Source organism: Rhodanobacter sp. 7MK24, assembly GCF_014842995.1.
GTDB lineage: Bacteria > Pseudomonadota > Gammaproteobacteria > Xanthomonadales > Rhodanobacteraceae > Rhodanobacter_A.
In genome coordinates, this window is record NZ_JACYXL010000003.1 from 522,581 (window position 1) to 536,566 (window position 13,986).

Genomic DNA, 13,986 nt, shown 5'->3' on the forward strand with positions numbered 1-13,986 from the left:
GTTGATTCCTCTCTCCCGTGGGAGAGGCCCGTTGCTTCTCTCTCGACTGCGAGAGAGCTTTGGCGTTACTGCAGCAACCCGTTCACCGCTTCCAGGTCGTGCATGTCGATGGTGCCTGCGGCCTGCTTGAGCAGCAGCTTGTCGAGGACGAACTGGTACCTGGCCGCGGCGTACTGGCTCTGCGTCTCGGCCAGGTTCTGGATCGCGAAAACCACGCTGGTCAGGGTCTGCGTACCGATGGAATAACCCGCGCGCATCGAGGTCAGCGATTTCTGCGCAGCGTCCACCGCGTCACGCGCACTGCCCACCTGATCGATGCCGTCGTTGACCAGGTTGAAATAGTTGGCGACGTCACGCGCAGCCTGACGGCGCTGGCTTTCCAGCGTGCCGAGATCGGCATCGCGCTGGTAAAGCGCCTGCTTGACCTGCGCATGAACCAGGCCGCCGCTGAACAGTGGAATGTTGAGCGTGAGGCCCACGGTGGTGGTGGCCGGCCCGTAGGCGGCGGTGCCCGGCATGCTGTTCGACCACTGGCCGAATTTGTTGTAGCCCACGCCCGCGGTAAGCGTGGGCAGGTGGCCGGCGCGCGCGGCCGACACCTTGTGCTCGTCGCTGGTCACGGCGTAGCGCGCGGCAAGCACGGTGGGGTTGGTCTTCATCGCCGCGTCCACCCACGTCTGTTCGTCGTTCGGCTGCGGTGCCTGCATGGGCATATCGTCGCGCAACTTCTTCAACGCATCGGTCGGTTTGCCGGTGATCTGTTCCAGTGCGCGACGCGCGTCCTTGAGATTGTCCTCCGCGCTGATCCGCATACCTTTGATGTACAGGTAGTACGACTTCGACTGGTTGACGTCCGCCTCCATCGACAAACCGCTCTTGAAGCGCGTGGAAGTCTGCTCGAACTCCGTCTTGTAGCCGTCCTCGTAGGCGCGGTCGATGTCCAGCATGTCCTGTGCCTGCAACACGTTGAAGTACGCCGTGGCCACGCGCACGTAGAGGCTCTGCAACGCGGCCTGGTAGGTCTGCTCCTGCGAGTCGCGTGCGGCGTCCGCTGCACGCAGGTTGTTGATGGCGGACAGGTCGAGGATGGACTGGCTGAGGTTGCCGGAGAGGTTGCGGTCACGCGTGTGACCGCCGCTGCCGGTGCTCACGATGTTGCCGTTGCTGCTGGTGGTCTCACCGCCACCGCCGTGGATCTGATCCACCTCCAGCGCGCCGGACAACTGCGGCAGCAACGCCGCGCGCGCCACCGGCACGCCCTCGGCCACCATCAGCCGCTGCGCATCGGCCGTGGCCAGCACCGGATCGTTGGCGATGGCCTGCCGGTAGGCATCCATCAAATCCTCGCCGTGCCCCGCGACGGGGGCGACGGCGAGCAGGAGCAGCACGGGCAGCAGCTTCAGGCGCATGGATGAGACTCGCGATTGATGGATACGTGGACGGCCATGCGCGCTCAGGCCTGACTGGCGTTGCCGCGGGCGGCGGCCACGCTGGCGTGGAAGCGCGGATCCTCGGACAGGTCCACCACCTGGCCGTCGATGATGTGCACGTTGCGCTGCGCGCGTGCTGCCAGTTCAGGATCGTGCGTCACCATCACGATGGTGGCGCCGTCGCGGTGGATTTCCTCCAGCAGCTCCATCACGCCACGTGCCATCTGCGTGTCGAGGTTGCCGGTGGGTTCGTCGGCGAGCAGCAGACGGGGCGAGCCGGCCAGTGCACGCGCGATCGCCACGCGCTGCTGCTGGCCGCCGGAGAGCTCGGCCGGGTAATGCTTGAAGCGCGAGGCCAGGCCCACGCGCTCCAGCGCGTCCATGATGCGCTGCTTGCGCTCGGGCGCCTTCATGCCGCGGTAGCGCAACGGCACTTCCACGTTGTCGAACACGTTGAGGTCGGGGATCAGGTTGAACGCCTGGAAGATGAAGCCGATCTTCTCGTTGCGGATCTTCGAGCGTGCGTTGTCGTTGAGCTGGCTCACCTCGATGCCGTCGAGGTGGTACTCGCCTCCGGTGAAGGTTTCCAGCAGGCCGGCGATGGTGAGGAAGGTGGTCTTGCCCGAGCCGGACGGACCAGTGACGGCGACGAACTCGCCTTCCTTCACGTCGATATTGAAATCGCGCAGCGCGTAGGTCTCCACCACTTCGGTGCGGTAGACCTTGGACAGGTGGGTCATCTTCAGCATGGTTCACGTTCCTCGGTGGTGGTGGATGGTTCTTTGAAGCCCCTCTCCGCGAGAGAGGTTGGGGGAGAGGATTCGGCTGGAACGAGACGTTGTGCTCCGCCCGTACCCTCTCCCGCCCCGCGGGCACCCTCTCCCGATGGGAGAGGAAAAGCCCTTACCTGCTAATCGCTACGCGCTGCGCGCCCTTGAAGCTGTCGGTACCGGAGATCACGATGCGGTCGCCTTCCTTCAGGCCCTGCAGGATCTCCACCTTGTCGATGCTGCTTTCGCCGACGCGGATCGGAGTCTTGGTGGCGATGCCGTCGGTGACGACGTAGGCATAGCTGCCGCCGGACTCGTCGACGAAAGAGCCACGCTGCACGGTAAGCACGTTGCTGCGCTGGTCGAGCAGGATGCGCACGGACAGGCGCTGGTTCTGGCGCAGCTCCTTCGGCGTGGTGCCTTCGAAGCGCACGCGGGCGGCCACTTCGCCGTTCACCACTTCGGGCGAGATCGCGCTGACCAGGCCCTTCCAGGTGGTGCCGTTGCCGCTGATCTCGCCACCCATGCCGATGGCAAGGTCGCGCGCGAAGCTCTCGGGCACCTGCACTTCCACTTCCAGCGCGGTGAGGTCGATCACGCTGAGCAGTTGCGCGTCCTTCGCCACCGTGGCCACCGGCGCAATGAACAGCTGGCCGACCTGGCCGTCCACCGGCGACTTCACGTTGAGGTTGTCCACCTGGCGCTGCAGGTCCTGCACCACCAGCATCTGGTTGTCGTGCGCCAGCTTCTTCGCCTGGATGTTGAAGTTCAGGCTGTCGTTGTTCATGCCGAGATCGGCCTTGGCGTGGTCCAGCGCGATGCGCGCCTTTTCCAGATCGTCCTTGGCCTTGTCGACCGCGACTCCGGTGGAGGCGCCGGCGGCGTAGGCCTTCTGCTCGCGGTCGAGGTTGTTGGCGGCGCTCTTCGCGTCGATCTGCGCGTTGTCGTAGGCCTTCTGCAGGTCGCCGCGCTTGGTACGGGCGTCCACCTGCGCCTGCAGGTAGTCAACCTGCATCCCATCAGCCTTGGACTGTTCCTGCGCCAGCTTGTTGCGCAGCTCGGGGCTGTCCACCACGGCCAGCACCTGGTTCTTCTTCACCACGTCGCCGGCGTGCACCAGCAGCTTCACCGCGCCGCCGTAGGTGGCGTAGAGCGTGGGGCTGTTCGCCGCCACCACCTTGCCCTCGGCGGCGATGTCGCGCACGAACGGCCCGCGCTCGACGGTGGCGAAGGCCAACCGCGACGCGCTCACCGAGGCATCGGCGGAGAAGAGGCGAAGGATGCTTGGCATGACGAACGCCAGCACCACCAGCAAGGCCACGCCACCGCCAATGAACAGCAGGCGGCGCTTGCGGTTGGGCTTGACCTCGACGATGCGGTCTTGCGCGGAAGTGTCGCGGATCATCGTGTATTCCCCGGCCGCGGACAGTGCGACCCTGCCCTCATTTCAGCAATCCGCATGCCAACCCGAAACTCCACAAAAACACCTTTGATTACTGCAACTTGCGATCATGACACCGAGGCCACCCGGTGTCCGCGGACACTGCGCGGACAACGGACAGGGCAGTGCGGTCTGGTGCCGAAAAGCTCGGTGGACGCAGCAATTCGCGGTTTGAGGGCGTCGGATGGTTTGCCGATCCGCCTTGAAGCGGCTTGAAACGGCTTGCCTGATGTCCGGAAAGTGCAGGACTGCACTTTCCGGGCTCGCTGCACCCAGACCGGGTCCGGGTGCAGTTCCACCGGTCAAGCGTAGCGCTTGACCGGTGTGCGATCCGTCCGTGGATCGCCCTGATCGGCGGCCTGCGGCCGCCGATCAGAAGTCCTGCTTGAAGCGGACGCCGAAGGTGCGCGGCTGGCTGTAGCCGGTATAGACCTGCCCGTCCGGATACAGCGACGATGCGCCGTGGGCGCCGCAGATATCCACGCCGCACTCGGCGAACTTGTACTGTGCCGCGTGTGCGTTGAACGCGTTGTTGAGGTAGAGGCTGGCCGTCCAGCTGCCCTTCTCGAAACCTGCGGAAAGGTTGACCAGGTTGTACGCCGGCAGGTCGCCGAACAGGCTGTTCTCCTCGACTCGCAGGTCGGTGCTGCGCTCGCCCACGTGCACCAGGGCGCCCTGCACGTAGGCATCGTTGTCGCCCAGGTCGAAGGTGTAACGCGCGACGAGGTTGCCCTTGAAGCGCGGCGTGATCGGAAGGTGGGTGCCGGTGGGCGCCTCCGGCCCGGTCACGGCGTCGCCGGTTTGCGGGTTGATGGTGCCGGCCGGGCAGTTGGTGACCGGGTTGCCTGCGTTGTCCGTGAAACCGCAGTAGTTCGAGGTCAGCTTGGCATCGTAGAACGCGACGCCTGCGCTGAGATTCAGGTGGTAGCTGGCCTGCCAGACCAATTGCGACTCGAAACCGTCGATGCGCGCGGAGCCCGCGTTCTTGATGATGGTCAGGCCGTTGGGGCCGAGGATGTTGAACTGGAAGTTGTTCCAGTTCTCGCGGAACACGGCGCCGTTGAACGAGAGGCGGTTGTCGAGCCAGGAGGTCTTCCAGCCGAATTCGAAGTTGGTCAGGAAATCCGCTTGGTAAGGCGGTGTATCGCCCGCGCGGTTGATGCCACCCGGTCGAAAACCCTCCGAGTGGGTGAGGTAGATCATCGCGTCGTGCGAAATGTTCCAGGTCAGGTTCGCCTTGCCCAGCGAACCGCTGTCCTTGACTGACTTGTTGAAGTCCAGGCATGGCGCGCCGAGGAAGGGCGAGGCGTTGATGCAGCCGGCCTGACCGTAGCTCGAGGTGGGGTCGAAGCCGGTGCTGTAGCCGTAGAAGCCGTAGAGGTTGTTCTTGGTCCGGTAGTAGCGCTCGCCGATCGTCAGGGTGAGCACGTCGGGAATGAAGTCGTAGGACAGCTCGCCGTACACCGCCTCGTTGTAGTCGTAGCGCATCTGCCGGGTCAGCCAGATCGTGTTCGGCCAGCCGGGCACCGACAGCGAGGACGCCAGGCCGTCGATCTGGTAGTCCTGCATGATGTCGTGCTTGTCCTTCTGCCAGAACGCGCCGGCCACCAAGCGCAAGCGGTCGTCGCTGGGCGAGGCGATGCGCAGCTCGTGGCTGCTGTCGGTGTAGTGGTCGCGGTCGGTGATGAACTGGGACGGATTGATCAGCTGGCCACTGTTGTCAGTGATATAGCTGCCCCAGCCCTCCAGCGTGTCGTACCAGAAGGAGTAATCGCTGTAATCGGTCGCTTCCTCCTGGTTGCGCTTGAGATGCGAGTAGTTGTAGGTGAGATCGAAATCGCCGATCTTGCCCTGCACAGTGAGCGCACCCTGCCACCAGCGGTCGTCGACATATTCGGGATAGAAGTGGGTGACGTCCTGGTAGCCGACGGTCGGGTCGCTGGCGAAGGTGCCGTGCGAAATGGTCTGCTGACCCATCAGGGTGGGGGTGATCGACCAGTTGTCGTCCAGGTCCACCTTGAGCGCGGCGCGGCCGCCGCTGGTGTTGACGTCGTTGTAGTCGTTGCGGGCATGGCCCACGCACTGCAGCGTGGCGCTGGGCACGCAGTTGTCCGCGTTGCTGATCGTGATGCCGGAAGTCGGGTAGGTGCGGGTGCCGGCCACGTTGTCGACATAGCCGGCATCGTGCTCGTGCCAACCCACCAGGCGGATCGCCGCGTCGCTGCTCAGCGGAATGTTGAGCATCCCCTCCACGGTCCCGCCGATGCCGCCGTGCGTGACCGTGTTGGTATCCAGCGAATAGTTCGCCGCGAAAGCGCTGGCGTCGGGCTTGTTGGTGATGATACGCAGCGCACCGGCCTCGGCGCTGGCGCCGTACAAGGTGCCCTGCGGTCCGGCCAGCACCTCGATGCGGGCGATGTCGTACATGTGGATGTCGAGCGGCCCCTGGATCGTGGTGATCGGCTGCTCGTCGAGGTATACGCCCACGCTGGGTTGCGAACCGGAGTGGTTGGTGTTGCCGCCGCTGGCCACGCCACGCATGTAGATCGAGGCGAAGCCCGGTCCGGTGGCGATGCCGCCGCCGCCTTCCTGGAAATCGACGCTGGGCAGGTATTGCACGTAGTCCTTGAAGCCCTGCACCTGCAACGACTGGAGCTGGTCGTTCTCCAGCACGTTGATGCTGATCGGCACCTTCTGCAGGTTCTCGACGCGCTTCTGCGCGGTCACCGTGACCTCGCTCAGGGTGGTGGTCTTTGGCTTCTTCGCCGGCGGCGTTGCTTGCTTCGCCGTCGCCGTCGCCGTCGCCGTTCCGCCCTGCCCGGCAGGTTGCCCTGTGTCCTGGGCAATGGCCGGCGCGGCGATGGCCAGGCAGATAGCCGCCGCCAGCGGCAGCCGGGCTACCCGGACCCGCCGCATCCCCATGATCCGTTTCAATCTACTCGTGTGCATAAACCCTCCCCAGGCAAGTCCACGACTGTCGATCGTTGTCGAACTGCTACTCCCCTTCCGGCGCCTCCGGATAACTCTCCAGCACCGGCCCCAGTGCCGATGCCAGCGGCTCCAGCCACGCCATGTAATGCCGCCAGTGATCCAACCCCTCCCGGTAGATCGGCTGACGTACCTGTTCCGAGCTGGGCGTGCGCACCGGCCGCGGATTCTTAAAAAAGCGCAGACACGCGTCTTCGAACGGCAGACCGCAGTAGTCGAGCAGCCGGCGTACTTCGCCCTCGGTGTCCTCGACCATGCGCTCGTACGCCACGCGGTGGACGCATCCAGGCAGCACGGCGTCGAAATGCGCCATCAGCGCCACGTAATCGCGGTAGTAGCGCCCTACGTCCGTCAGGTCGTAACTGAAATGCTGCCCGCGCGCGAAATGCTGCTTGAAAGCCGAGAAGCCGCAGGCCAGCGGATGTCGGCGCGCGTCGATGATCTTCGCGTTCGGCAGCATCAATTGGATCAGGCCGATGTGCATGAAGTTGTTCGGCATCTTGTCGATGAACAACGGTGCCGGAGTCTTGCGCTGGATCCGGGTGTGCGCCAGGTAGCGCTCGCCGAGCGCGCGCAGCGCGTCGGCATCGAGCGCCGCCAGCGCAGCGTGATAGGGCATCGCCTCGTCGGTGTCGCCCTGCTGGCGCAGCAGGCGGGTGATCGAGATGATCTCCGGCAACTCCATCGTGCCTTCGACCTGGCTGTGACTGGAGAGGATCTGTTCGATCAGGGTGGAGCCGGCACGCGGCAGGCCGACCACAAAGATCGGATCGGGTGCCGTACTGCCGCCACCGGCGCGCGCAGCGAAGAAATCGCGGGTGTAATGCTCGCGGATGTAGCGCACCCGCGCGCTGGTGTCGTCGGCGCTGTAGTGCAACTGCGCGCGGCGGATCGCGTTGCCTTGCGCGTAATGGCGGAACGACGGTTCGTACTCGCCGGCATCCTCCAATGCCTTGCCGACGGCGAACTCCAGATGCAAACGGTCGCCCTCGGCCAGATCCGCGCGCGCCAGCTGCGCGCACATCGCGGCCAGTTCGTCTGCGCCGAAGCGGAAGGTCTTCAGATTGGCCAGGCTCCACCAGACTTCGCCGAACGAGGGTTCGAGTTCCAGGCTGCGGCGATAGGCGGCGACGGCGCGTTCGAGATGGCCGGCAGTCTTCAGCGCATGGCCGTAGCTCACCCACAGCTTCGGCGTGTCCGGATAGCTCTCCACCAGTTCGGCGTAGATGCGGATGGCCGCTTCGTAGTCGCCGACCCGGCACAACACCGCCGCCTTCAGGTTGCGGCAACTGGCGTCGCCGGGATCGGCCGAGAGCAGGCGCTCGATCTCGGCCAGAGCCTGCTCCGGCAGATTGCTTCGATGCAGGACCAGCGCGTAGTTGCGGCGCGCCTCGCGGAAACCGGGCGCCAGCTCCAGGCAGCGCTCGAGCAGTTGCAGGGCGTCCTCGTTGCGGCCCAGCCGGGCGGCGACCTCGGCGAACATGCGGATCGCCGCCACATCGGTGGGCACCTGCTTCAGGTGCGCGCGCAACTGTTGCTCGGCCTCGGGAATGCGGTTCTCGACCAAGGCGACGGCGGCGGCCATCAATTGCGGATCGCGGGTGGAATGGCGCACGTGTCTGGCATACGCCGCATCGCCAGCTTCCTGCTCGCCGGCCGCCATCAGGCAATCGCCGAGCACGCGCCAGGCCTGCGGCAGATCCGGCTTCAGCATCACCGCCCGGCGCAGCGCGGCGATGGCTTCCTGCCCGCGGCCGCTACGCGCCAGGGCCAGGCCCAGGTCGAAGTGGATCGCCGCCCAGTTCGGCTGGGCGCGCGCCAGCGGCGCGAGGACGTCCAGCGCGCCAGGCAAGTCACCCTGCAGCGAGCGCGCCGTCGCCAGCAATTGCAGGGCGCCCGGGTGACCGGGAGCCGCCTGCAGGATCTCGTCGAGCTGCCCGACCGCAAGCGCCGGATCGCGCTCCAGCAAGCGCGCGGCGTGAACCAGGGCCTGCTCCAGCGTGCCGGTGACGACGACTTCCGTCATGCGCCGGCTTGCCGCGACGATGCGACAGGTACCTGTGGGGCAATCCCCGAACGGCACGGCAGGAACACAGCGCGTGGCATGGGCAACGGCAGCTCCTCATTGGGTTCGCGGCAATCTAGCATTCGAATCCGGCCGGCAGATAGTGGCACGACGGTGGCGCTGCGACGATGGACACACTCGCCGTGATCGGACATACACTGCCGGAACGCGCCGAGCGGGGACGCCGATGAAGACGATGGCCCGTTGCGCCCATGCCACCGGGGAATCGAAGCCGTCATGACTGCCGACACCAGGGTCGAGGAACTCAATCGCGCGCATGCCCTGCCCGCCCGCTACTACGCCGGCGAGGCGATGCTGGCGATGGAGCAGCGCGCGGTATTCGCACGCAGCTGGCAGTTGGTCGCGCAGCAGGGGCAACTGGCCGAGCCGGGCGACCACGTGGTCGAGCAGGTGACCGGCGTTCCCATCCTGCTCGTCCGCGGGCAGGACGGCGTGCTGCGCGCCTTCCCCAATGTGTGCCGCCACCGCGCCGGCCCGCTGGCGCTGTGCGACGGCAAGGGTATCCGCGCGCTGCATTGCAAATACCACGGCTGGACCTACACGCTGGAAGGCCAGTTGCGCAGCGCGCCGGAGATGCAGGACGCCTGCGACTTCAAGGTCGAGGACATCCGCCTGCCGCCGCTGCGCGTGCAGGAATGGCAGGGCCTGGTGTTCGTCGCGCTGGCCGCGGAGGTGCCGCCATTCGATGCGGTCTACGGCGGCATCGCCGAGCGCATCGCGCCGATCGACCTGTCGGCGATGCGCTACCTGCGCCGCGACACCTACGACATCGAATGCAACTGGAAGGTCTACGTCGACAACTTCCTCGAGGGCTACCACCTGCCGCATGTGCACCCCGGCCTGTCGCGCGTGCTCGACTATCGCGCCTACGACACCGAGCTGTTCCCGTGGCACTCGCTGCAATCCTCGCCGCTGCGCAACAGCAGCGAGATCTATGGCGACGGCGAGGCGTTCTATTACTTCGTCTATCCCAACGTGATGCTCAACATCATGCCGGGGCGGTTGCAGACCAACCGCATCCTGCCGCTGGGGCCCGGTCGCTGCCGCGTGGTGTTCGACTACTACTACGCGCAGGATGCGGGCGCGCAGGCGCGCATCGCCGCCGACCAGGGTTTCAGCGATGAGGTGCAGCACGAAGACATCGCCATCTGCGAGGCGGTACAGAAGGGCCTCGCCTCCGGCCGCTACGTGCCCGGCCGGCTGAATCCGAAACGCGAGAGCGGGGTCTGGCATTTCCAGAACCTGCTGCGCGCGGCCTACGCCGGGCCTGCCGGGGAGTCCGCATGAGCAACAACGCGGCCGCCGCGCACGGCGAGCGCAAGATCGGCTTCTGGACCTGCACGGCGCTGGTGATCGGCAACGTGATCGGCATGGGCATCTTCGTGCTGCCGGCATCGCTGGCGCCTTACGGCTTCAACGCGCTGATCGGCTGGGGCATCGTGCTGGCGGGCTGCCTGGTGCTGGCCCGCGTGTTTTCGCAACTGGCCCAGGCGTTGCCGGACGTTGGCGGCCCTTACGGTTACATCAGCCACACGCTGGGCAGGCTGACGGCGTATCTGGCGCTGTGGTCGTACTGGGTGTCGGTGTGGCTCACCAATTCCGCGCTGGCGACGGGCGTGGTCGGCTATCTGGTCGTGGTGTTCCCGCCGCTGGCCGCGCTGCCGCCCATGTGGTTCGCGCAAGGCCTGTTGTGCGCGCTGGTGGCGGTCAACCTGTGCGGCGTGCGCAGCAGCGGCGGCATGCAGATCCTCACCACCGTGCTGAAGTTGTTGCCGATGCTGGCGATCGCGTTGCTGGGCGGCTGGGTGCTGCTGACCTCGCCGGCAAGCTACACCGCGCACCTGCCCGCCACGCCGATCACCCTGGGCGGCGTCACCGCAGCCTCGACCATCGCCCTGTTCGCGATGATCGGCATCGAATCGGCCAGCGTACCGGCGGCACGCGTGGACGACCCGGCACGCACCATCCCGCGCTCCACCATGGTCGGCGCCATACTCACCGCGGCCATCTACATCGTCGTCTCGGCCGTGCCCTTGCTGCTGATCCGGCAGCAGGAACTGGCCGACGCCAGCGCGCCGTTCGCGCTGCTGATGGAACGCTATGCCGTCGCCGGCTCCGGACGCTGGCTGGCACTGTTCGTGGCGATCAGCGGGCTGGGCGCGTTGAACGGCTGGACCTTGCTGGTGGGCGAGCTGACCTGCACGATGGCCGGCAACGGCGTCTTGCCCGCCGTCCTGGCGCGTCACAACCGCCAGGGCACCCCGGTGGTGGCGCTGCTCGTCACTGGTGCGCTGGCTTCGGCGATGATCGCGATGAGCTACAGCAAGTCGCTGGTGTCGGCGTTCACCTTCCTCACCCGGGTGGGCACGGCCGCCAGCCTGCCGCTCTACCTGTGCTGCGGACTGGCGCTGGCCGTGTTGTGGCGCAGGCGCAACGCCGCCTGCGCCACGCGCCGGACCATGATTGTCGCGAGCGTCTGCGTGCTGTTCGTGGTGTTCGCCTTCGTCGGCACCGGCCGCGAACCTTTTCTGTACGCACTCGGGCTGATCGCCGCGGGCCTGCCGCTGTACGCGCTGATGCGCCTGCGTCGCCATGCCGGCCCGACCATCGGGGTGCTGCCGGAATGAGGGACCCGCGCTACGACATCCTGTTCACCCCGCTCAGGATCGGCCCCGTCACCGCGAAGAACCGATTCTTCCAGGTGCCGCACTGCAATGGCATGGGCCACGCGATGCCGCTGGCGCATGCGGCGATGCGCGAGACCAAAGCCGAAGGCGGCTGGGCAGTGGTTTCCACGGAGGAATGCGAAATCCACCCCAGCGGCGACCTCACGCCTTACGTCGAGGCGCGGCTGTGGGACGACCGCGACATCCCCGCGCTGGCGTTGATGTGCGACAAGGTGCACGCGCACGGCGCGCTGGCTGCGCTGGAGCTGACCCACAACGGCCCCACCGCGTCGAACCTGTATTCGCGCGAGGTACTGCTCGCACCTTCAGCGCAGCCCACCAAGTACGGTTATCCGCACCAGGCGCGCGAGATGACGTTGCACGATATCCGCGAGTACCGGCGCTGGCACCGCGAGGCGGCGATCCGCGGCAAGCGCGCAGGCATGGACATCATCTACGTCTACGCTGCGCACGACCTGTCGCTGGCGATGCACTTCCTGCAGCGACGGCGCAACCGGCGCAGCGACGAATACGGCGGCCCGCTGGAGAACCGCGTGCGCCTGCTGCGCGAGGTGCTGGAGGACACGAAGGATGCGGTGGGCGACCGCTGCGCGGTGGCGCTGCGCTTCGCCACCGAGGAATTGCTTGGCCACGGCGGCGTGGAACTTGCCGAGGCACAGGACATCGTGGGCATGCTGGCCGAACTGCCGGACCTGTGGGATGTGAACCTGGCCGCCTGGTACAACGACTCGGTGCCTTCGCGCTTCGCCGCCGAGGGTGCGCAGGAGCCCTTCATAGCCTTCGTCAAGAAGAGCACGAGCAAGCCGGTGGTGGGTGTTGGCCGCTTCACTTCGCCCGACACTATGGTGTCGCAGCTCAAGCGCGGCGTGCTGGACATGATCGGCTGCGCGCGGCCGTCGATCGCCGATCCGTTCCTGCCGCGGAAGATCGAAGAGGGCCGCATCGACGACATCCGCGAATGCATCGGCTGCAACATCTGCGTCTCCGGCGACATGACCATCTCGCCGATCCGCTGCACGCAAAACCCGACCATGGGCGAGGAGTGGCGCAAGGATTGGCATCCCGAACGCATCGCGCCAATACGCACCCCGACCCGCGTGCTGGTGGTCGGCGCCGGCCCTGCCGGACTGGAAGCCGCGCGTGCCCTGGGCCTGCGCGACTGTGATGTGAGCGTGGCCGAGGCACGCCGCGAACTGGGCGGACGCGTCACCCGCGAGTCGCGCATGCCGGGGCTGGCCGAATGGGCGCGCGTGCGCGACTGGCGCGTCGGACAGATCAACAAGCTGGCAAACGTGGCCGTCTATCTCGACTCGGCGCTGAGTGCCCAGGACGTGCTCGACTTCGGTGCCGAGCACGTGGTGCTGGCTACCGGCTGTCATTGGCGCCGCGACGGCTACGGCCGCAGCAACGGCTTCGACATCCCCGGCTTCGCCGACAACCCGTGCGTGTTCACCCCCGACGACCTGATGGACGGTCGCCTGCCACAAGGCCGCGTGGTGGTGTTCGACGACGACGGCTTCTATCACGGCAGCGTAGCGGCCGAACTGCTGCGCCTGCGCGGCTGCGACGTGGTGCACCTGACCCCGGACGACGGCATCGCGCCGTGGAGCCAGCACACGCTCGACTACCGGCATATCCGGAAGCGGATGGCCAAGCTGGGAATCGAGCCGCTGGTATCGCACGACATCGTCGGTTACGACGGCGGCACGCTCACCGTCGAGGACGTCTGGACCCATCAGCGCCGCGAGCTGGCCTGCGATGCGGTGGTCACCGTCACCGCCCGCCTGCCCGACGATGCGCTGTACCGGGAATTGAAGCAGCGTGAGGCTGAGTGGTCCGATGCCGGCATCCGCAGCCTGCGCTGCATCGGCGACGCCGAGGCACCAGGGCTGATCGCGCACGCGGTCTACGCCGGCCATCGCTACGCCCGCGAACTGCAGGAACCGCGCGCCGGCGAGGTCGCATTCAAGCGGCATTTCCACACACCTGACGCCGACGACCTGCTTCGCTCGCGCTAAGAACCTTGTTCGCGATCTCCCTGCCCTGCCTGCGCACCCACGATGCGTCCGAGCAGTTGGCGACCCAAAGGCGACTACCGGGCAACCGTTTCGCCGCGCAGCAAATCAAGGCCATACAGCCGCTGGCGATGGAAGCGCAGCGGATGGGCGTCCAGCGCCCGCAGGTGTGGCGGCGGCGGCACCGATATCGGTTTGCCAAGCGCCAACAGGCGGTCCCAGCCCAGGTAGTCGGTATCCGGCAGAAGATGCAGGCGCAGGCAGGGATGCCCCTCACGATCGATGCCGTCGATCCACTCGCGCGGACCATCCGGTGCGATTTCGCTGGCCGCCAACAGCCAGTCCACCCGCAGCAGCGGCGCCAACTCGGGTGTCGCCACCAGCACCTTGCACGACCGCTGCGGCAGATCCTGGCCGCAGACAACCAGCGGCATGTACAACACGCTGCCGAGTGCCGGCAGCGCGGCGGCCAGCGTCGCCGGCGTCATGCGCAGATGGCGTCGACATACGTCCCCGTGTGCGGCCTGCAGGCATCGCGTCAATCGTTGTCGCCACCATGGACCATGCAT

Annotated in this window: 9 protein-coding genes; 3 read left to right on the forward strand and 6 right to left on the reverse strand. The window is 66.5% G+C overall.

All coding sequences use genetic code 11. The features are described 5' to 3' along the window. Positions 1-65 precede the first annotated feature (65 nt). The 5 genes from IHE49_RS08870 to IHE49_RS08890 form a co-directional block, all read right to left on the reverse strand. Positions 66-1,409, reverse strand: coding sequence for a TolC family outer membrane protein (locus tag IHE49_RS08870; RefSeq protein ID WP_192156945.1), 1,344 nt, complete (start codon positions 1,407-1,409; stop codon positions 66-68). Positions 1,410-1,453: 44 nt separating this feature from the next. Beyond that, complete coding sequence (locus IHE49_RS08875) at positions 1,454-2,179, reverse strand: ABC transporter ATP-binding protein (protein ID WP_192156947.1); 726 nt, start codon at positions 2,177-2,179, stop codon at positions 1,454-1,456. Positions 2,180-2,333: 154 nt separating this feature from the next. Further along, positions 2,334-3,605, reverse strand: coding sequence for an efflux RND transporter periplasmic adaptor subunit (locus IHE49_RS08880; RefSeq protein ID WP_192156949.1), 1,272 nt, complete (start codon positions 3,603-3,605; stop codon positions 2,334-2,336). 408 nt (positions 3,606-4,013) lie between these two features. Then, complete coding sequence (locus tag IHE49_RS08885; RefSeq protein ID WP_192156951.1) at positions 4,014-6,563, reverse strand: TonB-dependent receptor; 2,550 nt, start codon at positions 6,561-6,563, stop codon at positions 4,014-4,016. A gap of 73 nt (positions 6,564-6,636) precedes the next feature. Next, complete coding sequence (locus IHE49_RS08890) at positions 6,637-8,655, reverse strand: tetratricopeptide repeat-containing sulfotransferase family protein (protein WP_192156953.1); 2,019 nt, start codon at positions 8,653-8,655, stop codon at positions 6,637-6,639. 276 nt (positions 8,656-8,931) lie between these two features. On the opposite strand from IHE49_RS08890, the gene IHE49_RS08895 reads away from it, so the two are divergent. The 3 genes from IHE49_RS08895 to IHE49_RS08905 are packed head-to-tail and all read left to right on the forward strand — an operon-like array spanning position 8,932 to position 13,420. Beyond that, entirely contained in the window at positions 8,932-10,002 is a 1,071-nt protein-coding gene (locus IHE49_RS08895; protein WP_192156960.1) for an SRPBCC family protein, read from the forward strand. After that, the gene (locus IHE49_RS08900; protein WP_192156962.1) at positions 9,999-11,342 is read left to right on the forward strand and encodes an amino acid permease; all 1,344 of its coding nucleotides are present in this window, start codon (positions 9,999-10,001) and stop codon (positions 11,340-11,342) included. Before IHE49_RS08895 ends, IHE49_RS08900 begins: the two co-directional genes overlap by 4 nt. Beyond that, positions 11,339-13,420, forward strand: coding sequence for an FAD-dependent oxidoreductase (locus IHE49_RS08905; RefSeq protein WP_192156964.1), 2,082 nt, complete (start codon positions 11,339-11,341; stop codon positions 13,418-13,420). Before IHE49_RS08900 ends, IHE49_RS08905 begins: the two co-directional genes overlap by 4 nt. 74 nt (positions 13,421-13,494) lie before the next feature. Here the strand turns inward: IHE49_RS08905 and IHE49_RS08910 are convergent, their stop codons facing one another. Then, entirely contained in the window at positions 13,495-13,905 is a 411-nt protein-coding gene (locus tag IHE49_RS08910) for a hypothetical protein (RefSeq protein WP_225578288.1), read from the reverse strand. Positions 13,906-13,986: the final 81 nt, after the last annotated feature.

Excerpts from the sequence above, each read along its gene's own strand:
- IHE49_RS08900 (WP_192156962.1), top strand. The coding sequence starts at position 9,999 with ATGAGCAACAACGCGGCCGCCGCGCACGGCGAGCGCAAGATCGGCTTC.
- IHE49_RS08880 (WP_192156949.1), bottom strand. The coding sequence starts at position 3,605 with ATGATCCGCGACACTTCCGCGCAAGACCGCATCGTCGAGGTCAAGCCC.
- IHE49_RS08870 (WP_192156945.1), bottom strand. The coding sequence starts at position 1,409 with ATGCGCCTGAAGCTGCTGCCCGTGCTGCTCCTGCTCGCCGTCGCCCCC.
- IHE49_RS08875 (WP_192156947.1), bottom strand. The coding sequence starts at position 2,179 with ATGCTGAAGATGACCCACCTGTCCAAGGTCTACCGCACCGAAGTGGTG.
- IHE49_RS08905 (WP_192156964.1), top strand. The coding sequence starts at position 11,339 with ATGAGGGACCCGCGCTACGACATCCTGTTCACCCCGCTCAGGATCGGC.
- IHE49_RS08910 (WP_225578288.1), bottom strand. The coding sequence starts at position 13,905 with ATGACGCCGGCGACGCTGGCCGCCGCGCTGCCGGCACTCGGCAGCGTG.
- IHE49_RS08895 (WP_192156960.1), top strand. The coding sequence starts at position 8,932 with ATGACTGCCGACACCAGGGTCGAGGAACTCAATCGCGCGCATGCCCTG.
- IHE49_RS08890 (WP_192156953.1), bottom strand. The coding sequence starts at position 8,655 with ATGACGGAAGTCGTCGTCACCGGCACGCTGGAGCAGGCCCTGGTTCAC.
- IHE49_RS08885 (WP_192156951.1), bottom strand. The coding sequence starts at position 6,563 with ATGGGGATGCGGCGGGTCCGGGTAGCCCGGCTGCCGCTGGCGGCGGCT.